The organism is Apibacter mensalis, from assembly GCF_001418685.1.
Classification (GTDB): Bacteria; Bacteroidota; Bacteroidia; order Flavobacteriales; family Weeksellaceae; genus Apibacter; species Apibacter mensalis.
Genome location: NZ_LIVM01000004.1, coordinates 36,463 through 59,771, shown reverse-complemented (window position 1 = coordinate 59,771; position 23,309 = coordinate 36,463). Strand labels below are relative to the sequence as shown.

The following is a 23,309-nucleotide window of genomic DNA, read 5'->3' as shown; positions in this document are numbered from 1 at the left end:
AGGTAAATTTAACTATAAAATTATGAAATATAAATATAAAACTACCATATTTAAGTAGTGTAATTGGATTCTTTTTTCTCAAATATTAATTTAAATAATAAATAATTTAATAGTAAAACAAATAACTTTTTAAAGTATTATAACAAAAGCTTAAACTAATATAATCAAGTATTTTAAGTTTGTTTATATTACATCACAAATACATATTATTAACTGTTAGTCTATATTTTTGAATATAAGCAGAACCTTTTAAAATTTTTTCTTAAGAATTTAAAATAATAAAAAGCCTTAAAATTACTTGGCTTCTTTTCCATATAATTACTTATATATTTAAAATATTACTTTAATAAGATTCATGGTTTTTTTATAATTTTAAAAGTTTGATTCCCTGATTTAGTAACCAATTTAATAAAATAGATACCCACTTGATTTGGAATCGATAGTTTGTTGTCATTAAAATTTACAATATGATTAATCAAATTGCCTGAAACGTTATAGATATATATTGATTTTATATCCCGTCCTTTAATATATATAAAATTATCAGATGTTACTGTTGGATAAACTTTACATTCAACAGGTTTTATCATTTCATCCACCAACATATATCCCCACGTATTTAAAGCACTTGGTCCTCCCCAAATAAGAGTGGCAATGTAAGGGTTATCAATAAACGGATTCCTATTTCCCTGTACGCTGTAAATAACCTCATTTCGAAGTTTTTCAAAAAGCGATGGATCTTTTTCAGCATTCCACTTTAGATATAAATCCGGCATTTCAACACTATAAGTATAGGTACTTTCTGCAGTATTTTTAGCCTCGCATTGATAAGGATATCTGACATGCATATACATGATGATTCTTGCTACAGAACCCTTCCATTCATCCCCCGGATAAAAACCCGTAGAGGAAACATTACCGGAAATTCCTTTACCTTCGGCAAAATTCCGGTTACTTCTACGGATGTTATATTGTTGATCTACTGCCCTTAAATTATGTGCATCGGTACCGGGACCTCTAGACGATGTGACTAATTTAGGATTTGCTAATGATTTTGCAAAAACATGTTCTCTGGTCCAAAGTCCTTTACAAGAAGATTTGTGACATGATGAATCCACACTTCTCATACGATTATGCATTGTATCCTCCGAATCGTTATTATAGCCATATATTAATAAAACGGTATTTTGTTGAAGATTATCAGGATCTAAATCTGACAATTTTAAGGTTTTCCACACATCAGGCTTTTTGCTATTACTATAATACAATAAGGTGGTATGGGTAGCAGTAATTAAAGATGAAATATCTTTTTTTAAATTGTCTCCATGTTTTGAAAAATCTATGGAATCATAATATTTTGGAATTTGGGCGAATAAGAATAAATGGACTATTACCAATAATAAAAGAGTAAATTTTTTTTTCATATATGTATACTTAGTAAGACTATTATAAAAATAAAAATATTGTTTGAGACAAAAAAATATAGGTATATATTCTCTAATAATTCTAATAATTAGAAACAGCCATAACATCATATATCTTATATAAATCATTGAATAAATTAATATCTAACAACTATTTCATAATATAAATTCATTATTATGTTAAAAGCTATGTTTAGATAAATAAAATGATTTTAAAATTATGTAGTGTACAAGGAGGTTAAATAGAATTCTCACAAAAAATAATTACAACGAATACCAAACCGATACTTGTTCATACAATATAAACAGTTCGCAAAAAATAATAATTAATTTAATTTACCTAGGTTTGACTTTAATTTCTCCAGATGACGTGAAGATAAAACGATTATTAGGGAAATCTGTAAGGGTTAAATATTTAATGTAATTATATGCTCTATGGTTATGGTCGATTTCAGGGCCTTTTTTAGATCCCTTACTTTGAATTATGGATACAACATGACAAGAAATAAAATTTCCTTTAACGTCGGTTTTAATTTTTAGAATCGGGGCATTTCCATTAGGTCCGGTAAGTGTAATCTTTCCATAAGTGGCAAAATTACCCAAACTATAAGCTATAAACTTATTATTATAAAGCTCAATGGCTCTAGCAACATGAGGACCGCTTCCCAGGATAAGATCTGCCCCCGAATCGATACACGCATGTGCAAATTCCACCACATTGCCACGATTTTCACCTGCATAAAATTCATTTTTAAAAGGGATATGCTGATAAGAGGCACCCTCTCCTCCCCCATGAAACATAACAATAACAATATTCACTTTAGGACGAACCTCTTTTATGATTCTCTTGATATCCGTGTAGTAAATCGAACTTACTAAACCCGCATTATGCCCGGCACCAATAAAGGCATATCGTATTCCATTCTTTTCTTTAATAGCATATTCAGAATGTTTTAATATACCGGCATATTGAATTCCTAAACTCTTTAAGTTTTTTTCTGTTGCGATCCTCCCCATTGATCCAAAATCATTACTATGATTATTTGCCATGCTTAAAAAGTCAAAACCAGCCTCCTTCAAATATCTTCCATAGGTAAAAGGAGTTCTGAATACAAAGCAAAAATTAGAATTGGTACAACTTTTGGGCTTTCCTCCGGAATCAAATAAGGTACCTTCTAAATTACCGACGATTAAATCCGTTTTTTCTTTAAGTACGGGTTTAATTTCTTCTAATATATTGACACCTGGCAAATAAGATATAGAGGGATAATTACTTCCTATCATGATGTCCCCAACAGCAGTAATTGTTACCGTATCGGAAATAATATTAGAAGAAAGATTTTTTGAAGTAATAACCGGATAAGACTTTTTTTCAAATTCTTTATCCTTATTTTTTTTACAGGCAACTATAATTACCAAAAAGGTTATAATAATTAAAAAGAATCTCATAAGAATAAGTTAATAAAGCCATTGACTGTGCCTTAAAAACATAATTTATAGATGATCCCCATCATATTTGTTGTCTTTTTGTGTAAATCCAATAATTCTTTTACACCAGTATAAAAGAAATAAACAAAGAACTACCACATAAAACCAATCTACAAAATGCCCAATGACAGGTAAAATTTTGTAAGACCATGTAAATAATTTGCTGATACCTAGAATTAATTCTGTCATCATTTAATAGGTTTTTATTTATATTTTTGTAACAAATATATAAAAAAATGTACTCGAATTCTCCTTTTAATAAATATTTTTTTCCCGTTTTAGGCCTGTGGATCATTTTTTTAGTAGCAATTATATTTTATCTCCATTTACAAATTAATTCCCTAACCAGATTATGGGAGATAGCAGCTATAAGCTCTCTATCATATATCTTAAATGTAATTACTATTTTATACTCAAAATTTAAAAATAAAAGTAAAATATGGGCATTAGCCATCTATAATCTTTTATTTATTCCTTCCTGCGAAGAATTTACCAATTCAACTATTGGTATTTCCTACTTATTACTTTCTATTGCTCTTTTATTACTGTTGGATATTTTCACCAAATCTTCCCAATTGAAATATTTTAACATTGGTATGCTCACTTCCATATCAAGCTTATTATACTTCCCTACCATTACTATAGTTTTTCTGTTTTTGTTTATGACAATTATTTATTATAAAGAAAAAATTAATATATCTCAATATATTGCCGGAGTTGTGGTTACCATGATCCTTACACTTGAAATAACATTGATTACCGATTCATTCTCATATTTGAACAATTGGATAAATCAATTAACCATCCCAACGTTTCATTTTGAATATCAAATACCTATTCTATTAATACTCTCGGTTGTATTAATCTTTGGATGGATCAGTCAATATTCGAACAAAAATATTTCTGAAGATTTAAATATCTCTTCACAACATACCATATTAGTTTTTTATTTATTATTTTGGATTTTAATATATGCTTTCTTTATGGGAGATAATTATGCGTTATTGATATTCGTAAGTCTTCCGGTAAGCCTTATTACTTCTAGATGTATTTAAAAGTTTTGAATTTTTATATAAATCTTTTTTTATTATACGTTAAAAAGTTAGAACGAGTTAAAACTAAATTTATCTCAACTAAAGAATGTGAGTTCCGAAAGGATTCATTTAGAATCAATACTTTATTTTTCAAACTTTAAAATATATATTTTCTCAACACTTTTAAATTATGAATAAAGCATAAAATGTTCTAAGTCAAGATCATTTAGATGTATTTCAGAACAAAAATGGCTAAGCTTTTAATGAAAATTGCAATTTTTTAATACCATTAATAAATGTTAACTTAGCAAATTCATGTAAATTAACACTTATTATAATTTCACATAAGCAATGGGTAAGACAAAAGAAACTCCTTTAATGAAGCAATACAACAGTATAAAAGCCCGATATCCGGATGCTATGCTGTTGTTTCGAGTTGGAGATTTTTATGAAACATTTGGTGAAGATGCTGTAAAAGCTTCCAAAATTTTAGGAATTGTTCTTACAAAAAGAGCTAATGGACAGGCTTCTCATATTGAATTAGCCGGATTTCCTCATCATTCTTTAGATGTTTATTTACCCAAGTTGGTACGTTCGGGACTTAGAGTTGCTATTTGCGATCAATTGGAAGACCCTGCCTTGGCAAAAGGAATTGTCAAACGTGGTGTTACGGAATTGGTTACACCGGGAGTGACGTTTAATGATAAAGTATTAGAAGCTAAGAGTAATAACTTTCTATTGTCTGTTCACCAGGAAAAAAATTTATATGGAATGGCTTTATTGGATATTTCCACCGGTGAATTCCTGGTCTCTGAAGGAGATGAGTTAAAGCTCCGACATCTAATTGATAATTTTAAGCCTACCGAAATAATCCATCAACGAAGACATCCTTTACCCTTTACTCATCAAGCTTATTCATTTCAATTAGAAGACTGGGCATACCAATATGATTACTCCTACGACAAACTAACCTCCCATTTTAAAACTAAATCACTGAAAGGATTTGGAATAGATCAGATGAAGTTGGCTATAACAGCTGCAGGAGCGATTTTTGCTTATTTGGTAGAAGATACCCATCATACATTATTGGATCATATATCCAATATTCAACGTTTGTCGCAAGAAACTTTTGTTTGGATGGACGATTTTACTATCAAAAATTTAGAATTAATACATACAAAAGAATCCCAATCGGTTACCCTATTAAAAATATTAGATAAGACGCATACCAATATGGGAGGAAGAATGTTACGCAGATGGGTTCTCACTCCTCTAAAAGACATACCTGTGATCAAACGAAGATTGGAAGTAGTAGATTTCTTTCTAAAATTCCCTGAAATATCTTATGAGATCAGTGAAAAACTTAAAGGCACATCCGATGTAGAAAGACTTTTAGGAAAATTAGCCGGTGAACGTATATCACCTAAAGAATTAGGATATTTGAAAGATTCTCTGATCCATTACATAACCATTGAAAAAATTTTAAAAGAGAAAAATCATCCAACACTTAGCAATTTTGGAGAATTTAAAAATTTAAAGGAGGTTGTATTATTATTACAAAGACATCTGAATGAAGATTTGCCAGTAGCTCTATCAAAAGGAAATGTTATTAAACAAGGAATTTCCGAAGAACTTGATCAATTGCGAAATCTTAAAAATCATGGTAAAGAATATTTAGATAATTTATGTATCAGGGAATCAGAAAAAACCGGAATTCCTAGCTTAAAAATTGATTTTAATAATGTATTCGGCTATTATTTGGAAGTTAGAAACACTCATAAAGATAAGGTTCCTTCCGACTGGATCAGGAAACAAACTTTGGTTAATGCAGAAAGATACATAACAGAAGAATTAAAAGAATACGAAATACAAATTCTGGGTGCTGAAGAAAAAATAGGAATACTGGAATCCGAATTATTTAAAAGTCTTTGCTTAAAAATAAAAAATAATCTTGCCGATATACAGCATAATACTTCCATAATTGCTACTATCGATACCCTACTGTCATTTGCAAAAACAGCCCAAGAAAATTCTTATACTCAACCCAAATTCACTGATTCTAAAATCATTGACATAACAGACGGAAGACACCCAGTGATCGAAAAACAATTACCTTTAGGAGAATCCTATGTAGCTAATTCAATTTATTTGGATGATGAAAAGCAGCAAATACTCATGATCACCGGACCCAACATGGTCGGAAAATCTGCATTGCTCAGACAAACGGCATTAATTGTTTTAATGGCTCAAATAGGCTGCTATGTTCCGGCAAAAAATGCTACCTTGGGAATTGTAGACAAAATATTTACTCGTGTAGGAGCTTCGGATAATCTGTCAAAAGGGGAATCAACCTTTATGGTTGAAATGAACGAAACGGCCAGTATTTTAAATAATATATCAGATCGCAGCTTACTATTACTTGATGAAATAGGCCGAGGCACCAGCACCTATGACGGCGTTTCCATAGCTTGGGCTATCGCAGAATACCTGCATGAACATCCTACTCACCCGAAAACACTTTTTGCGACCCACTATCATGAACTTAATGAAATGACTACTTCCTTTGCAAGAATTAAAAATTTTAATGTAAGCATTAAAGAATTAGATGGAACAATTGTATTTCTCAGAAAATTAGTACCGGGAGGAAGTGAACACAGTTTTGGTATACATGTAGCAAAGTTAGCAGGAATGCCGGAAATTTTAACTCGACGTGCCGAGCAAATTTTAAAGACTTTAGAAAAAAACAGTTCCAAAGAAGAGCTAAAAGAAAGAACCAAAGTATTAACTGACAAAAACATACAATTAAGCTTTTTTCAACTGGATGATCCTGTTTTAGAAAACATACGAAAAGAAATATTAAAAACTGACATCAATGCCCTTACTCCTATTGAAGCCTTAATAAAATTAAATCATATAAAGAAAATGATAGGTGGCTAACTGATAATTATTTTTTAATGATATATCAATAAACCGTAAACATTTTCCACGTTCTTTTAATCATTTATTTTTTATCAAAAAATAGTTAACGATAATATTTTTTAAACTTATTGAAATTATCTGTCTTTTATACCAAAAAAAATTAAATGTATTTGTTCAGATTTCAAAAAGTTTCTTTTTAAAAACATTTTACTTTCGATACACTTCCTTAGTTATCGATATTTGTAAAAAAAATTTCGTTTAATTCTTGCCTACTTTCGATTTAGTAAATATATTTGTCTAATTGACTTTCAATTAAACTAAAACCACAAAAAAATTATAAACTATGGACACCCAAAAAGCACAAGACGGTCCTTTAGTCATTGCCATTGATTCTTCAACCACTTCTACCAAAGCAATTATCGTTGATGAAAACGGTAACATTTGGCACACAGCAAAAAGAAATATACAACTCCATACACCTGCTATGGATTTTTATGAACATAATCCGATCCGATGGTGGGAAACTACCAAAGAATGCATAGGAGAAGTGTTATCGAAACTTTCTTCGAAAGACAGAGAACGCGTTGCGGCTATAGGACTAACTCATCAACGAGAAAGCTTTGCTCCTTTTAGTCAAAACGGAAAACCTATACGTAATGGGATACTTTGGCTGGACGGTCGCGCTACGAAACAAATTAGAACTTACGGATCTCACTACATACACAATCTTTCAGGTAAACCTCCGGGCGTTACTCCCGGCATATATAAAATTGCCTGGTTAAAAGAAAATGAACCCGAAATACTGGAACAAGCACACAAATTAGTAGAAGTACACGGGTATATATCTTGGAACCTTACCGGAAAATGGGTTTCCTCTGTAGCTGCAACAGATTCTTTAGGCTTATTAGACATCCGTAAATTTGATTACAGTGAAGAACTCTTACATATAGCCGGAGTAACACGAGAGCAAATGGTCGATCTAGTTCTTCCCGGAGAAATTATGGAAGAATTAAAACCTGAATTGGTATCAGAATGGAAATTATCCAAGTCGATTCCTGTTATCGCAGGACTGGGAGATGGTCAGGCAGCGGGATTAGGTGCAGCGGCCGTATCCGCGGATATTGCCTTTTTAAATTTAGGTACTGCCGTAAATGCTGGAGTTGAAAGCTCTGAATACAGATGCGATCCAGTATTTAGAACTCATGTTTCAGGAATTAAAGGGAATTTTGTTTTTGAAATTTTACAATCATCGGGATCATATCTTGCCGGATGGTTCAGACAATCTTTGGGCGATCCTAAATTATTAGGGGAACCCGACCCGAAATTAGATAATGAAGCTTCCCATATTCCTCCGGGTTGTGAAGGACTTGTAACCCTACCTTACTGGAATGCCGTACAAAGTCCTTATTGGGACTCTGTAGCAAGAGGTGCGGTAGTCGGCTGGAGAGGAACTCATTCCAAAGCACATATGTATCGTTCCATTCTGGAATCAATCGGTTTTGAAATGAAATTTAACTTAGAATCCATTGAAAAAGGAACCGGTGTTAAATTAAAATTTATTCGAGCCATGGGCGGCGGAACCCGATCGAAATTATGGCGACAAATAATGGCCGATTCCATAGGACTCCCCATTACAATATGTTCAGAAGATGAAATTTCTGCCTTAGGAGCTTCCATAGTTGCCATGGCAGGAATAGGAGCACACGGATCCACCGACATAGCTCATGCAGCTAAACATATGGCTCATTTCGGTGATACTATAGAACCCGATTTAACTCAATGCGAAAGATATAGAGAAGTTGCTGAAATACAACATAAACTTTATCCGCAACTAAAAAATATTTTTGAACAACTCTATGAGCTTTCAGAAAAACATCCTTCTACCAAACCGGAATCACCAAAATCAGAATTATAAAACCAAAAACATAATCCATAAAATAAACAAAAATGGCAATAATCACCATATTAGGAGCTGGAGCCATGGGCTCGGCCTTATGTACACCGGTATGTAGAGCAGGATGGGAAGTGAGACTATGGGGTACCTGGCTGGACGGTCACTTACTTGATGTTTGCGAAGCAGGTAAACCTCATCCAAGAACCCAAATTCCTCTTGAAAAAGGAGTTAAACTTTATCGCTCCAATGAATTAAATAAAGCATTAGAAGGAGCAGATGTTGTTGTAATGTCTGTTGCTTCTGTAGGTGTTCCCAAAGTTACCGAATTAGCATTAAAAGGAATTTCACAAGCAAAAGCACTTTGGCTTACCTCTAAAGGATTTTGTCCGGATAAAAATGGTAAAATCCAGCTTCTCCCCGAAGCAATACGCATCATAGCTAAACAAAAAGGAGTATTAATCCCTCCTATTGTGGCAATCGCCGGTCCGGTAAAAGCAAACGAATGCGCAGAAGGCAAACCCACCGCCACCATCTTCGGATGCAAAGATCTGGAAGTTTCACGCAAGTATGCCCAAGAAGCACGAACAGAGGTTTATTGCATTGAAGCAACCGACGATGAGATCGGAGTAGAAATCTGTGCTCCCATGAAGAATGTATATGCCATAGCTTTAGGAATTGCAGACGGTCTTGAAGAAGGAACAGGATTCCCCCATCATAATTTAAAAGCCGCAACGTTTAGTCGTGCAATCAAAGAAATGTCCTTATTGGGACAAGCGTTAGGTGCTCGAATGGAAACTGCATTCGGTCTGCCCGGAGTAGGTGACCTGGAAGTAACCGGATTATCGGGTAGAAATAAAGTATATGGTGTAAGGATAGGAAGAGGCGAAAGCGCAAAAAATGCCTTAGCAGAAATGAATCGTTTAGAACAAACTGTAGAAGGAGTTCCGGCAGCAAGTCTCGCCGCCAAATTAGTTGAGCAATCAGCTCCTCATCTTAAAGAAAAAATGACGTTATTACAAGCAGTAAATGAGATTTTAGCCGGAACTGAAAGATCGGTGGTACGAGTGCTTTCCGAAGCAGTTCTCCCCCAAAAACCTTAAAGACATAGATTTTAAATTTCACCATAGTTGTACTAATTAACCCAAGTAGTTCCTGAAATTTCAGGAACTATTTATTCATTATACATTTATAACCTACCATTTCAGCTTTTATATTTTAAATGACAACTGAAATACAATCTCATAAAATCAGAAAAGGTTTGATGGGTCTGTTATCAGATAACACTTTGCGTGTACCGGTAATACTACTTTCATAATAGAATTTTGACATCTTTAAACCTGTTTCTTCCCCCAATCTACAAACATTTTATAAGCTTTTTTACCCTGACTGTTAGCATTTAATTCTATATCTTTATTTGTTATTCTATCATACTTAGCAGAAAAATCTAATTCTCCATCGGTTTTATATTTTTGCAATTGCCCCCATTGCTTGGTGCCTTTATAGTAGAATTTACCATCTTTTAGTTGGCTTTTAATACTCACCTCATCAATAGGTTTCTCAAAGTAAGCATAAACAACAAATTTTGTGAAATTTAATTCTTGGTAGTAAAAACAGATAAAACTTATACTAATTTATTAATAACGATCATTTTACAGTATTTCATATTATTCTTTTCTTGGTTTTTACCTTTTTCAAAAATAAACATTCCTCCCTCAAGACGACCTCCCGGAGTCTTTCCGCTTGTTGGAGCTGAATAAACCCCGTACCAATCCCCAATATACATGGTTGTGTCTATTTTAAATACTCATCATTATAAAATATCTATTTCAAACCATTTTCCGAAATTGTGGTAAACTTGCCTGATTTTAAGCGAGTCTTTTTTATTGTATAATTCATAAATATATTTTTCGGATTGTTTTTGTGTTTCATAATCATCATAAGAGTAATCCAAAAAATTCTGTACGATGTTGACATTGAGGCTATCAAAATCAGTTGATAATTTTTTTACGGGAAGTTTATCTTTATTTATTCCTTGTTCTATTTTAAAATGTAGCTTGGTTTTTTTTAAATAATTTACACTAATTCTAAAATTTCGGGTGTTTGTATCATTACCCTGATTATCTTCTCTATTAAAAATGAACTTATGAGAAGCCGTATCTTTAATGAAAGCTATATTGTCATCAAATTCATACATATCTTTATGGGTCATAATTATCAGATAGCCCTTATTCTTCTCAGCAAAGTTAAACAGGTATTTAATGCAATTTTCGTTATCCTGAAAATTATCAAATACATAATAATGACCAAGATAATTATCCCGTAAATGATGTATGTTGGGTTTCCCTAGGGGCTTTTTGGGTGGAGAACAGCTTACCAAAACAGAAAGGAGCATGGAGTACAAGAAAAGTAGTGTAGATTTCATGTTATTTCTTGCTGTTGATGGTTATATAATCTACGGATTTATAAACCAGTTCGGTTTCAAAGGGTTTATAGTTTTTTTCGTAGCCGGGAAGGTAGCCGTAATGGTATTGAAGCCAGAAAAAGGCATTCAAACAGGACATGTTCCCTTTTTTATGTCCCATCATTTCATTTAGTCGGCTGCCCATAGCCGCAATAGCGATGTTTTGAGACACCAGGGCTTTCCCTACATCGGTAAATTGATTCATCAGTTTGGAATATATTTCTCCATAGTCTTTTCCTCCGTTAATGTCTCCCCAATCAGACCCGTACCAATCCCCTATATACATGGTTGTGTCTATTTTAAAGCGCCCGGGCTGGGTTTCTTCTATTTTCAAATCTACCTTAACCGTTTGCGTGCCTCCCATCAAGCCGTAATACTCGAATCCTTCTTCATTGTACGTGCGCATGTATAAATCTGCGGCCAATTCTTTAGGGCGGTAATTAACTCCGGTAAAATTAGACAATGCAAGTTTATCCAAATAATCTTCTCCAAAAACTCTTTCTATCCCTTCTTTACCAATCGTATGAATATCAAGTCTTGGATCTTCCAGTACAAACTTAATCATTTGCAGGTAATTATTGTAAAAATAGTCCTGAAAGGGTTTGAATTGGTGCAGGCGTTTGGAAATTTCGGTATCGGGGCCAAAACTTACTTTTTTACCATTGCCATGATAAAAATTCTGAACTATGGTATTGGCGGTATTTTCTTTAAGTACGTCTCGGGTACCGAAAAAGCCGCCTTTATAATCGTTGCCTTCATAAAGTTTCTGAATTTGCTTTTCGGAAAGTTTTTCCAGATGGGATATAGCAGCCTGCCCGGAGTTTCCTGCTTTGGATCTAAACTCTTGGTTGTGGGCATCCAAAATTGCTTTTACCTTGTCGGTATCGTTTTGCAGTTGCCCCCATTGCTTGGTGCCTTTATAGTAAAATTTACCATCTAATCTGCTTTCAATACTCACCTCATCAATAGGCTTCTCAAAGTAAGCATAAACAACAAATTTGGTGTAATTAAATTCTTTATCTATATTAAATTTTACTTCTTTTAATCCTCGTATATTTGAATAACCTGTATTTAGGGGTTGATTATCAAATTTTGTTGCCCACTTTAAGTCTTTAATTTCATATTCTTTTGCCCCTCTGTTAAATTGCACTACTTTGTATATATACCATTTTTCCTTTTCCAGTACAGTAACTTTTTGGCCTTTTTCATCAAAAGGACCGTCCAGTTTTACCACACGTAAAGGCGCAGGAGGTACATAATCATTCAAGTATTCTACTCCGCCCTTTTTTCCTATCATTTCCACTTTTTTGGCTGAATATAAGGTTAAATTATCATGAGTTGACTCTAATATTATAGATTTTTTTGCTTGTTTTATACTCTCTCCCCCTATTTTCCGTATTATGTTTCCTCCTTCCATAATTAGTGTAAACTTGTATCTTGAGAACTGTTGGATTTAACTTTTTTACCACTTCTTAAATGGAAATTTTCTTCCTCACTGCCGTATGTTCCTTTTTTAGATGTTTAAATTATATTCTTAGCATCTGAAAATCTGGTTTGTCCGACACTTTCAAAAATATTGTTTGCCGCCAGGGTATAATCTTTTCCCGCCGTAGTGGAAATATTTTCCCCCGCAGTCATTTGTATATTCTGTGAGGCTGATACTACCACATTTTTGGCATTCATAAAAAGAGTTTCGGGGGCATCTGCTTTTATATTTCCCTTCCCGTCCAGAAAAATTTTATTTCCGCTGGGGTCTTCCAATAGGATGCTTCCTTCTGCATCGTTAAAAACAATCTTGACACCGCTTCGGGTCTGGATCACTTTTATGTCGTTGCCTTGGGTATAATAGGCGGTTATTTCTCCTACGTTATAGGCCGTTCCTAATACTACGGGGGCTTCGGCATTACCTCCATGAAAGGCACATAAAACCGTCTCGCCTATTTCCGGGTTCATGTACGTCCCTTTCCCTGCTCCGGAATGGGGTTGTATTACTTGTATCCACGGGGTTTGGCTGTTGCTTTCTTTCTGCCAGCTAAACTGTACGCGCACTCTTCCCATTTTCAACGGATCTTGATTGTCTGTTACCGTGGCATGTTGTATTGATGCTTTCGAATATGTTCTTCCGTTATAATACGGTGGAACGGTCATATCTTTGGGTATCCCGATAAAGGTATTTTCATAACCTTCTCCGTCAGCAAAGGTGTGTATGATTTCCGTGATTTTATACGATTCAATCGGCACGCGCCCGTCCTTAAATATTTCATGTTCCGGAATCCATACCATTATCTTGGCTATATCTCCTACGCGCAATTGAGGGTTGTTACTGACGGCTTCTACATAGACCAAATTCTGCCTTTTCTTTTTTTCTGTCTCTACTGATTGCTCTATTTCCATAGCTCCGTTCTGTAATAAGCTGTAGTCATAATGAGATTGCGGTACTGTATTATACAGTTTTTTTGAGTACGACAAGGCATGTTGTTGAAAGGGATTAGTTGACGGGGAATGGTTTTGATGAATGGAATTTAGGGTATGGTCCGTTTTCTGTTTAGCATCATATGCTGTGTACTTAAAATTCTGGGGTTGTATCCCCAACTTTAACTCATAATCATATATCTCTTCGCCTTCCATCAATTCTACGATCTTCCCTCCCCAGGAGCTGAAGCAAAACTGTTCTCCGTTGTAATAAAAATATTCTCCATAGCGTTCGCTTAATTGCTGAATAAATTCTAAATCCGTACTGTTGTATTGTACTGTATAACCCAACCGTTCTTTTTTATTGGGATTGATATGGAAGTTCATTAGATTCTTGGGATAGGGTCGGATTACTTCTTGGATGATCTCCTCCAAGGTTTGGTTTTCAAAACTGCGGCATTGTAAGCCGCTCTCCATTAATATGGCGGGAGAGGTACCCCGAAATACCAGTTTACGGATGCCTTCTTTCTTAGGCATGGATATTTGTGTGATGATTCCGGTAAAAATCGAAGCCGTTTTACCATACTGGCGAAATTCAAAGGTTATTTTTTTTCCTAAAAACTCTTTGGTATTTTGCAGTAAATAGGTCTTTTTGTTTTCCCCGAATTCATCCGGATCACAATACAGAGTAAAGGTATGTAATTCATTAAGCTTTTGTTTAAGCTCTAATTTAATGCTGGTTTTGGTAAAATATTCGGTTTCGTTTATGTATATTTTTACGGAAACCAAGTGTGAATTTCCATACATTTCATCTTTTACTCCTCCGTATTTAGCATAATAACGAGGTTCTTTTTCAGGCGGGTTTAGCTGAAATGATTGATTATTGTATTTCTCATAGTTTGTAGTGGTTTTCATATGAAAAAAGTATATTTATTATTAAAAATTTATAAAACACAAAAATAACAATTACTTAATTATTGAAATAAATATAGCCAAAAAAACAAATAGAAACTTAATAAGTATACAAAAACGCACATTATAGCCTATATACTTACATTATTTATACGTATATATGTTTTAAACAATACAACAAAAAAAATAAGATATTGAGATATGAGAAATTTTAACAACTCGCTTTTCCTTGGATCGTGAAACTCCAATTTCCTCATTATAACATCAACCTAAATAAGCAAGAAACTAAAGACACGAGACATAAAGTTCCGGTTAGAATTATCAGAATTATATTTTTATCCTTAGGTGAATGTGTGCTTTATCCTGAAGTCAACAGTCATGATTGTATACTTATAAGTGGAATATTTATTTTTAACTTGTTCAAAAAATTTTTTATTTCTTAATCTTAATTGGTCAGCATCTGAAGGCACTATGAAATAAAAGATGAACATTCTGTATAATAACTAATTTTTTATGGATTGTGTATCTATAAATGACTCATTAAACACATTAAACACAATTTTTAATTGGGTGTCCATCTTAAAGACCAATTCCTTGTATTCTGTGAAAATTTTTCTTGCTTTTTATCGTAAAAAGAAAAAATAAAATGGTAGGATTTTCTTTTTTTTGGACTTGAACCATTTTCGTGAATGATTATGAATGTCCCAACTCAAATAAATGCATATATAATTTAAAACGGATGTCCATAAAAAATCCTCTTAGAAATTATTACCCAAGAGGAGCGACTTTTTAAGAATTGTATCAAAAGATTTGATACAAATATAAAAAAGTGTATCAAAAATATGGCATAATACAGCATTTTTTGTCATATTCAAAAATTACTAAAATTCAATAAAAACCTTTGTATAAAAGAAAAACCCGCTATATAAGCGAGTTTTATAGTGGAGATGGAGGGATTCGAACCCTCGTCCAAACAAGCAATACGCAAGCTTTCTACATGCTTAGTGAATTATTAATTTTCGGCTGATTGCTGAGAATTCACACTCCACAAGCAGCTTATCATCTAAATTTTCAAACAAAATCCGATGCCTATTCTGTTCTATCTCCGCATTCCCGTGCCTCTTAATCAAACGCCGCAGAGAAGGGCTTTTGAGAGACATTTAGCTTCCTTACCTGGTAAGGAGATAGCTTGGACTTACTGTAATTCGGTCGTATTAAGCAGCTAAAGCGTATTCTTCGTTGCCAGTTATAAGTTTGTAACGAAAGATTTACGAGATTACATTACGTGACTCGACATGCTTACTTACCCATTGATCTTGCTGTCAAAACCGGTCATCCCCCAATGTTAATTAGCAAATATAATCATTTTTATTTATACTTAAAAAGTATATTTGAAAAATGGTCTCCCTAAAAAATATTTCACAACATAAATTAATTTTTATATAAAATAAGCTATTCATAAAATATAAAAATTTTAATTATTTCTATAATTTAATAAAAACAAAATTCATTGGTTTGAAACTATTACAAAACATAATTGATTGAAAAATATTTTTAAAAAAATTAAAATTATTATCTTATTATATTTATAAAAGTAATGAATAGAAAATAATGTAATATATCATAAAGAACTATATTTTTTTTTGATAATAATATTTTTTCAATAAAAATTGAAAAAAGAGTTTGATTTAGAATGAAAAAAACTAATTTTGTAAATATTAAGAAAAAATTCATATATGAAATTCATAGTTTCAAGCGGAGAATTATTAAAAGCATTACAATTAATAAGTGGAGTTACCGGAGGAAATTCGTCTTTACCTGTATTGGAAAATTTTTTATTCGACCTGGATTTTGATCAATTAACCATCTACGGATCAGATGGGGAAACTACCATGAAAACCAGCATTCAAGTTCAAAGTACAGATAAAGGTAAAATTGCAGTCCCATCTAAACTACTTACCGATACTGTAAAAACTTTTTCCGAACAGCCGCTTTCCTTTTCTCAAGAAGGAAATCAACTGGAAATTGTGGATGAAAAAGACAATTATTTTATAGCATTAGACGATGTAGATCAATATCCTACCATACCTGAATTAGACACAGATAAGTCTATAACCATGAAAGCCTCCGTTTTAGGGGAAGCTGTTGCCAATACTGTGTTTTCAACCGGTAATGACGCCATGCGTCCCGTGATGACCGGGGTACTATTTCAATTTACTGATTCTGAATGTCGATTTGTAGCAACCGATGCGCATCGCTTGGTAAAATATACCCGAAAAGATATTAATGCCGGCGAAGATATAGAATTTATCATGCCTAAAAAACCGCTTACTCTATTAAAAAATGCTTTAATTGCATACGATGATGAGGTCATTATTGAATTTAACGAAACGAATGCACGATTTACCCATAATGAAACTCAATGGGTATGTAGATTGATCGACGGTAAATATCCCAATTATGACGCTGTAATACCTAAAGAGAATCCTAATGTATTAACTATAAATAGACAATTGTTTTTAAGCTCTTTAAAAAGAGCCTCTCTTTTCTCTAATAAATCAACATCGCAGGTCCGTCTGGCATTAAATGGAAATTTACTTAAATTAAGCGCCGAGGACGTTGACTTTTCCAATAAAGCGGATATGAGCCTTCCTTGTGATTACAATGGAGAAGAACTGAAAATAGGATTTAATTCCAAATTCTTGAATGAAATGCTTAACAACATTTCATCTGAAGACATTACTCTTGAAATGTCTACACCCAACCGTGCAGGAATTATAAAACCGGCAGATGGGCTGGATGAAAATGAAGACATATTGATGCTGGTAATGCCTGTTATGTTAAATAACTAAATAAATTAAATATAAACCACTTTTTTCTCTCTCTTATGTAAATTAATAGTTTACATAAGATTTTTTTGATATAAATAGTAAAATCAATGAAAATTTCTTATAACTGGTTAAGTAAATATATTAAGACTGATTTATCTGTTGAAAAGATAGCTTCCATACTTACGGACATAGGTTTGGAAGTAGAAGATATTGAAGAAATTGAATCGGTTAAAGGCAGTCTTAAAGGTGTAGTTGTTGGTGAAGTCATGGAGTGTGAGAAACACCCGAATGCCGATAAGCTCAAATTAACTAAAGTTAACTTAGGTCATGAAATCGTTCAAATTGTATGCGGAGCACCAAATGTTGAAAAAGGGCAAAAAGTTCCTGTAGCAACATTGGGAACCTCTTTATATTCTGAAGATGGCAGTGAATTTATAATTAAGAAAAGTAAAATACGTGGTGAAGAATCTTTCGGAATGATCTGTGCCGAAGATGAGTTGGGCTTGGGTGAAAGTCACGAAGGTATACTTGTACTGGATAAAGAATTAAAAGCGGGTACCCCGCTGAATAAGGTTTATAATGTCTTCAAAGATTACTGCATTGAAATAGGACTCACTCCTAATCGCACCGATGCCATGTCTCATTACGGTGTAGCCCGTGATTTATATGCTGCATTGAAAAACAGAAAAATAAAGGCTGAATTACAACCTATCTCAATCGAAAATTTCAAATTAGATGAAACAACAGGAAATCCAATTAAAGTTGAGGTGGAAAATCACCAACTCTGCCCAAGATATTCGGGTATATATTTGAAGAATATTGAAATTAAACCTTCTCCTGATTGGCTTCAAAATCAATTAAGAATCATAGGATTATCTCCCATCAATAATGCCGTAGATATCACCAATTATGTATTACATTCTTACGGACTTCCTCTTCACGCTTTTGATGCTGATAAAATTAGCGGTCAAAAAATAAAAGTAGGTACTGTATCCGAAGGAACTAAATTCACTACTTTAGATGGAGTGGAAAGGAATTTATCTGATACTGAACTGATCATAAAAGATGCTCAAGATACTCCTTTATGCTTAGCTGGGGTATATGGGGGGATAGAATCCGGAGTTTCCAATGAAACTAAAAATATTTTTTTAGAAGCCGCTTATTTTGATCCGGTATCAATTAGAAAAACTTCCAAAAAAGAAGGATTAAACACAGATTCATCTTTCCGTTTTGAAAGAGGTGTAGATCCCAACTATACTATCCTTGCTTTGAAAAAAGCCTGCGAGCTTTTTAAAGAATTTACCAATGCTACCATTGTTGGAGAAATAGTAGACATTTATCCCAATCCTATAAAGAATATTAATACTATTTTAAGGTATCATAAAATTGATCGGATTTTAGGAAAAAAAATTCACCGTGAACAAATAAAAGAAATTTTAAAATCGTTAGAATTTACCATTATTAGCGATATTAATGAAGTTCTTGATCTTATAGTCCCTGCATATCGTGTAGATGTTACTAGAGAGATAGATGTTATTGAGGAAATTGCAAGAATCTACGGATATAACCAAATTGATATACCTGAAAAATTTACATTCGCTTATGAAAATAAAAGGGCTTATGATGAAGAATTTTTTGAAAACACCATCGCTAACCAATTAAAAAACAATGGATTTTATGAAATAATTAATAATTCTTTAACTTCTCGTAGGACTGAGGATATAAATTATGTAGAACTGATTAATCCATTAAGCGCAGATTTGTGTGTGATGAGGCAATCTCTGGCTTACGGAATATTACAAAGTATTTCATTTAACAGTAATCGGAATCAAAAAGCAATTAAGTTTTATGAATTTGGGAAAACTTATTTTAAAACCGCAAGTGGAACATATATTGAAAGTAAAAAACTTTCGGTAGCTTTATACGGTAATTTTCAAGAAGGTAATTGGATTACTCCTCCAAACATCTCTTCTTTTTTTCATTTAAAAGGTATTATAACACAATTACTTAAAGGTTTTAATTTAAATCTTGAAGAAAAACCTTTAGAATCAAATTTTATATATAAAGACGGTATTGAATTATTTGTAAATGCATCTTCTATAGGTAAAATGGGAAGTATAAATCCCAACCTTATAAAAGATTTCGGATTAAAAGGAAATGTATTTTATGCTGAATTGGAATGGGAAAAACTGGTAGATCTTACGTCAAAGAAAAAACCTCTCAAATTAGCTGAAATACCAAAATTCCCCGGTTCAACACGAGATTTAGCACTTTTGCTAGATAAAGAAATTACCTATTTTGATTTATATAAGGCTGCCTTTGATGCAGAAAATAAATTACTACAATCTGTAAATCTTTTTGATGTTTATGAGGGTAAGAACCTGCCTGAAGGAAAAAAATCGTATGCTTTGAATTTTTTCCTTCAAGACGAAAATAAAACTCTTACGGATCAAGATATTGATAAAGTGATGAATAAATTACTAGACCGTTTTTCATCACAATTTCATGCTGAATTAAGAAATAATTAATGGTAAAAATATGCATAAAAATGTAGTAATATTAGGGGCGGGAAATGTTGCTTATCATATAACAAGAGCTTTGCTTGAGAACACAATAAATGTAGTACAGATTTTTAACAGAACTCTGGATAAGGCACAAAATTTTTCAGAAGATTATAACATAAATTATACAGATAAAATTTCAGAGATTGTAAAGGCAGATATCTATATTATTTGCACCTCAGATAAGGCTATATCTGAAATATCCTATTATGTTCCTTTTGAAGATTGTTTAGTTGTTCATACCTCAGGATCTATACCTTTATCTGCACTTAAAGGAAAATACAGAAAAGGGATTTTTTATCCTCTACAAACCTTCTCAAGAAAAAGAGCATTGGAATATGATAAAATTCCTTTTTTTATTGAGGCAGAAAATAAAGAAGATGAGAATATTCTTCTAAGTCTTGCTAAGAGAATTTCTGATGAAGCCTATGTAGTGGATTCAGAAAAACGATTACAGATACATATGTCCGGTGTATGGGTAAATAATTTTACCAATCATTTATTTTACATAGCTAATGAAATTTGTCGTAATCAAGATATTTCTTTTGAAATATTAAAACCACTAATTAAAGAAACTTTTGAAAAAATAAACGATGACATTACTCCTTACGATGCTCAAACGGGACCTGCTAAAAGAAACGACAACATTGTTATCCAGAAACATTTATCTATTTTAGAATCAGACTCTAATTTATATCAATTGTATTCACTTCTAACTAATTCCATCTTAAAAACTTATCATGATAAATTATAAAGAAAAGCTCAATCATATTAATTCATTCGTCTTTGATGTTGACGGAGTTATGACTGACGGATCCATCATTCTTATCAACAAAGAAATGATAAGAAATATGAATACTAAAGATGGCTTCGCATTACAGTTTGCTGTTAAGAAAGGATATAAAATAGCCGTAATCACAGGGGGGAAAGATGCTTCAGTAGTTAGTCGACTTAACTATTTAGGAATTACAGACATATATCTTGATTCAAAAAATAAATGGGATGACTTAGAAGATTTTCTTTATAAATACGGATTGAAACCACATGAAGTTTTATATATGGGAGATGATATTCCGGATCATGAAGTGATGACAAAAGTTGGAATTGGCGCCGCACCTAAGGATGCTTGTGCTGAAATTCTTTCTATCGCAGATTATATTTCACCCCAAAAAGGCGGAAAAGGTTGTGTGAGAGATGTTATTGAACAAGTATTAAGAGTAAAAGGTGATTGGGATTATCTTGAAAACAAGGATACTACCGCATCCATATAAAAATATATAAATTAGGATTTCTTCTATGCTATTTCAGTCTAGTTTATATTATATCTATACTTAAATTCTTCACTAATAAATTAATGGATGTTTTGATAAAGATTCATTTTTAAAAGTAGCAAACAACGTATAACTAATACTTATTTTAGTTTTTATTTTATCATTATTTAAATGCCATTCCGTTATAGGTTACAGATTTTTTATGTATCCTTTATAATAAAATGTATTTATCAACTATTAAATTTATAGTGAATAAATTATTAGTTACAAACAGGAATTAATTCATATAAAACACACTCTCTATTATTATTTTTTTCACCATAAATCAAAATATTTGCCAATCCAGTCGCACCATCAAGCTACCTTATTTTACTATAATTATTTATTATATAAATAAAAATAATCATAAAAACATAATTATTTTATAATTATATTTTTAAAATACTGAAAATTATAGATATAAATAATAAAAGTTGTTTAATATTTAAATTTACTAAATTTATAATAATTTTTCGTTGCAAATTAGAAAGTGTATGGATAAATTTATAGCATGGTTTAAATCATTAAACTTTGAATATCTATCAATAATAGGTGCTGTTCTTTATATTATTGTTATTATTTATACCATCTTTAAAATTATAAAAAATACGGAAAGCCCTTCTAAAGCAATCGGTTATCTTCTTATAGTTATTATACTTCCCATTATAGGAGTTATTTTATATTTTTCGATAGGTATGAACTACCGACTTGAAAAACTGTATAAAATAAAATACACACACGACCGAAATTATTACCAAATACTCAGAAATCAAATAAATGAACATACTGAAAAAAGAATTAGTAAATATAAAAACTTATTGGAGGGTAGAACACATTCAATCAGAATGCTATTAAAAGATACTTCGTCCGCTCTATATGTAGCTGATAATACAAAATTGCTTATAAATGGTGAAAATAAATTCAAAAAGGTTATTGAAGAATTAAAAAAAGCAACCAAACATATTCATATTGAATACTATATTTTTGCTGATGACTACATAGGTAACGAAATTAAAAAAATTTTAATAAAAAAAGCTAAAGAAGGCGTAATTGTTCGGTTTATATACGACGATTTTGGAAGCCATTCTTTAAACAAAAGAATGATTAAAGAATTACGCGACGGCGGAGTACAAGCAGCTGCTTTTTACAAAATTAAGCTTTATGCTTTTGCTAACAGAATGAATTATCGTAATCACCGTAAAATAATTATCATTGATTCCCAAGTTGGTTTTATAGGAGGAATTAACGTTGATGATAGATATATTAATACCCCGAACAATAAATTATTTTGGCGTGATACACATTTTATGGTGAAAGGAGAAGCAGTAAACGGTTTACAATATAATTTCATAACGGATTGGAATTTTTGTTCAGGAAAAGACGTCGATCCTTTCGATAAAGATTACTTTCACCCTTCTACAGACATCACAAGTAAGGATGATAATCCGGAGCTTATGCAGATTGCTGCCAGTGGACCGGATAGTGATCGGGCAACCATTATGCTTGTATATAACGGAATTATAATGTCTAGTAGAAAGAGACTTTACTTAACAACTCCCTACCTTATCCCTAACGAAACCATTGTTAATGCTCTAAAATATGCAGCCTTAAGTGGAGTGGATGTTAGAATATTGGTTCCGTATAAATCTGATAGCATAATTGTTAATGCAGCTTCATGCGCCTATTATAAAGAATTGTTGGCTGCCGGTGTTAGAATTTTCAGATATACTAAAGGCTTTGTACATGCCAAGACTATAATTTCCGATACCAATCTTTCTGTCATAGGATCAGCTAATTTGGATATGCGAAGTTTCGATTTAAATTTTGAAATAAGCGCCTTAGTTTACAGCGAGACTATAAATCAAGAGCTTTATGATGCTTTTATGGAAGACATTGAAAACAGTACGGAAGTATCGTATAAGGAATGGACGAAAAGAAATAAGTTGATTGATCTAGGAAATTCCGTTGCCAAACTTATATCTCCTCTTTTATAAAAAAATTCAATTTATACCATCCTATCTAAACCTTAGTATTCAGACTAGTGAGAACTATTATCCGGGAAT

At 32.5% G+C, this 23,309-nt stretch carries 17 protein-coding genes and 1 other RNA gene; 9 read left to right on the top strand and 9 right to left on the bottom strand.

Annotated features, from left to right (window positions below; translation table 11 throughout):
* Positions 1–353: 353 nt before the first annotated feature.
* The 3 genes from ASC36_RS03715 to ASC36_RS03705 all read right to left on the bottom strand — a co-directional run bounded on the left by ASC36_RS03715 (position 354) and on the right by ASC36_RS03705 (position 3,104).
* Entirely contained in the window at positions 354–1,424 is a 1,071-nt protein-coding gene (locus ASC36_RS03715; RefSeq protein ID WP_055425149.1) for an endonuclease, read from the bottom strand.
* Positions 1,425–1,760: 336 nt separating this feature from the next.
* On the bottom strand, positions 1,761–2,873 hold the full coding sequence (locus ASC36_RS03710; RefSeq protein ID WP_073961203.1) for a CapA family protein: 1,113 nt from the start codon (positions 2,871–2,873) through the stop codon (positions 1,761–1,763).
* Between the two features lie 45 nt (positions 2,874–2,918).
* Positions 2,919–3,104 (bottom strand): hypothetical protein, encoded by a 186-nt coding sequence (locus ASC36_RS03705; RefSeq protein WP_055425147.1) that lies wholly within the window; start codon positions 3,102–3,104, stop codon positions 2,919–2,921.
* A 44-nt stretch (positions 3,105–3,148) separates the two neighbouring features.
* On the opposite strand from ASC36_RS03705, the gene ASC36_RS03700 reads away from it, so the two are divergent.
* The 4 genes from ASC36_RS03700 to ASC36_RS03685 all read left to right on the top strand — a co-directional run bounded on the left by ASC36_RS03700 (position 3,149) and on the right by ASC36_RS03685 (position 9,859).
* Positions 3,149–3,967 (top strand): DUF6427 family protein, encoded by an 819-nt coding sequence (locus tag ASC36_RS03700; RefSeq protein ID WP_055425146.1) that lies wholly within the window; start codon positions 3,149–3,151, stop codon positions 3,965–3,967.
* Between the two features lie 330 nt (positions 3,968–4,297).
* The gene (gene mutS / locus ASC36_RS03695) at positions 4,298–6,883 is read left to right on the top strand and encodes a DNA mismatch repair protein MutS (RefSeq protein WP_055425145.1); all 2,586 of its coding nucleotides are present in this window, start codon (positions 4,298–4,300) and stop codon (positions 6,881–6,883) included.
* A 325-nt stretch (positions 6,884–7,208) separates the two neighbouring features.
* On the top strand, positions 7,209–8,780 hold the full coding sequence (locus tag ASC36_RS03690) for a xylulokinase (protein ID WP_055425144.1): 1,572 nt from the start codon (positions 7,209–7,211) through the stop codon (positions 8,778–8,780).
* 32 nt (positions 8,781–8,812) lie between these two features.
* Entirely contained in the window at positions 8,813–9,859 is a 1,047-nt protein-coding gene (locus tag ASC36_RS03685) for an NAD(P)H-dependent glycerol-3-phosphate dehydrogenase (RefSeq protein WP_055425143.1), read from the top strand.
* 231 nt (positions 9,860–10,090) lie between these two features.
* On the opposite strand, the gene ASC36_RS03680 is transcribed toward ASC36_RS03685, so the two are convergent.
* The 6 genes from ASC36_RS03680 to ssrA all read right to left on the bottom strand — a co-directional run bounded on the left by ASC36_RS03680 (position 10,091) and on the right by ssrA (position 15,884).
* Entirely contained in the window at positions 10,091–10,300 is a 210-nt protein-coding gene (locus tag ASC36_RS03680) for a hypothetical protein (protein ID WP_055425142.1), read from the bottom strand.
* Between the two features lie 80 nt (positions 10,301–10,380).
* Positions 10,381–10,542 carry a hypothetical protein gene (locus ASC36_RS10630; RefSeq protein ID WP_156332306.1) on the bottom strand — a complete coding sequence of 54 codons (162 nt, stop codon included), beginning with the start codon at positions 10,540–10,542 and terminating at the stop codon, positions 10,381–10,383.
* A gap of 27 nt (positions 10,543–10,569) precedes the next feature.
* Positions 10,570–11,181 (bottom strand): hypothetical protein, encoded by a 612-nt coding sequence (locus ASC36_RS03675; RefSeq protein ID WP_141656191.1) that lies wholly within the window; start codon positions 11,179–11,181, stop codon positions 10,570–10,572.
* Between the two features lies 1 nt (position 11,182).
* The gene (locus tag ASC36_RS03670; RefSeq protein ID WP_055425140.1) at positions 11,183–12,637 is read right to left on the bottom strand and encodes a hypothetical protein; all 1,455 of its coding nucleotides are present in this window, start codon (positions 12,635–12,637) and stop codon (positions 11,183–11,185) included.
* Positions 12,638–12,741: 104 nt separating this feature from the next.
* Positions 12,742–14,547, bottom strand: a complete 1,806-nt coding sequence (locus ASC36_RS03665) for a type VI secretion system Vgr family protein (protein ID WP_055425139.1) — start codon at positions 14,545–14,547, stop codon at positions 12,742–12,744.
* Between the two features lie 936 nt (positions 14,548–15,483).
* Positions 15,484–15,884: a transfer-messenger RNA gene (ssrA, locus tag ASC36_RS10460) on the bottom strand.
* Between the two features lie 396 nt (positions 15,885–16,280).
* Between ssrA and dnaN the strand changes: the two genes are divergently transcribed.
* The 5 genes from dnaN to cls all read left to right on the top strand — a co-directional run bounded on the left by dnaN (position 16,281) and on the right by cls (position 23,240).
* The gene (gene dnaN / locus ASC36_RS03660) at positions 16,281–17,396 is read left to right on the top strand and encodes a DNA polymerase III subunit beta (protein ID WP_055425138.1); all 1,116 of its coding nucleotides are present in this window, start codon (positions 16,281–16,283) and stop codon (positions 17,394–17,396) included.
* An 86-nt stretch (positions 17,397–17,482) separates the two neighbouring features.
* Positions 17,483–19,903, top strand: a complete 2,421-nt coding sequence (gene pheT, locus ASC36_RS03655; RefSeq protein ID WP_055425137.1) for a phenylalanine--tRNA ligase subunit beta — start codon at positions 17,483–17,485, stop codon at positions 19,901–19,903.
* Positions 19,904–19,913: 10 nt separating this feature from the next.
* Positions 19,914–20,690 (top strand): Rossmann-like and DUF2520 domain-containing protein, encoded by a 777-nt coding sequence (locus tag ASC36_RS03650; protein ID WP_055425136.1) that lies wholly within the window; start codon positions 19,914–19,916, stop codon positions 20,688–20,690.
* Positions 20,677–21,207: a KdsC family phosphatase gene (locus ASC36_RS03645; RefSeq protein ID WP_176696532.1), complete on the top strand. Its 531-nt coding sequence runs from the start codon at positions 20,677–20,679 to the stop codon at positions 21,205–21,207. Before ASC36_RS03650 ends, ASC36_RS03645 begins: the two co-directional genes overlap by 14 nt.
* A 533-nt stretch (positions 21,208–21,740) precedes the next feature.
* Complete coding sequence (gene cls, locus ASC36_RS03640) at positions 21,741–23,240, top strand: cardiolipin synthase (protein WP_073961202.1); 1,500 nt, start codon at positions 21,741–21,743, stop codon at positions 23,238–23,240.
* Positions 23,241–23,309 lie beyond the last annotated feature (69 nt).

Coding starts and splice junctions, on each gene's coding strand:
- ASC36_RS03715 (WP_055425149.1), bottom strand. CDS start 1,424: ATGAAAAAAAAATTTACTCTTTTATTATTGGTAATAGTCCATTTATTC.
- ASC36_RS03710 (WP_073961203.1), bottom strand. CDS start 2,873: ATGAGATTCTTTTTAATTATTATAACCTTTTTGGTAATTATAGTTGCC.
- ASC36_RS03705 (WP_055425147.1), bottom strand. CDS start 3,104: ATGATGACAGAATTAATTCTAGGTATCAGCAAATTATTTACATGGTCT.
- ASC36_RS03700 (WP_055425146.1), top strand. CDS start 3,149: ATGTACTCGAATTCTCCTTTTAATAAATATTTTTTTCCCGTTTTAGGC.
- mutS (WP_055425145.1), top strand. CDS start 4,298: ATGGGTAAGACAAAAGAAACTCCTTTAATGAAGCAATACAACAGTATA.
- ASC36_RS03690 (WP_055425144.1), top strand. CDS start 7,209: ATGGACACCCAAAAAGCACAAGACGGTCCTTTAGTCATTGCCATTGAT.
- ASC36_RS03685 (WP_055425143.1), top strand. CDS start 8,813: ATGGCAATAATCACCATATTAGGAGCTGGAGCCATGGGCTCGGCCTTA.
- ASC36_RS10630 (WP_156332306.1), bottom strand. CDS start 10,542: ATGTATATTGGGGATTGGTACGGGGTTTATTCAGCTCCAACAAGCGGA.
- ASC36_RS03675 (WP_141656191.1), bottom strand. CDS start 11,181: ATGAAATCTACACTACTTTTCTTGTACTCCATGCTCCTTTCTGTTTTG.
- ASC36_RS03670 (WP_055425140.1), bottom strand. CDS start 12,637: ATGGAAGGAGGAAACATAATACGGAAAATAGGGGGAGAGAGTATAAAA.
- ASC36_RS03665 (WP_055425139.1), bottom strand. CDS start 14,547: ATGAAAACCACTACAAACTATGAGAAATACAATAATCAATCATTTCAG.
- dnaN (WP_055425138.1), top strand. CDS start 16,281: ATGAAATTCATAGTTTCAAGCGGAGAATTATTAAAAGCATTACAATTA.
- pheT (WP_055425137.1), top strand. CDS start 17,483: ATGAAAATTTCTTATAACTGGTTAAGTAAATATATTAAGACTGATTTA.
- ASC36_RS03650 (WP_055425136.1), top strand. CDS start 19,914: ATGCATAAAAATGTAGTAATATTAGGGGCGGGAAATGTTGCTTATCAT.
- ASC36_RS03645 (WP_176696532.1), top strand. CDS start 20,677: ATGATAAATTATAAAGAAAAGCTCAATCATATTAATTCATTCGTCTTT.
- cls (WP_073961202.1), top strand. CDS start 21,741: ATGGATAAATTTATAGCATGGTTTAAATCATTAAACTTTGAATATCTA.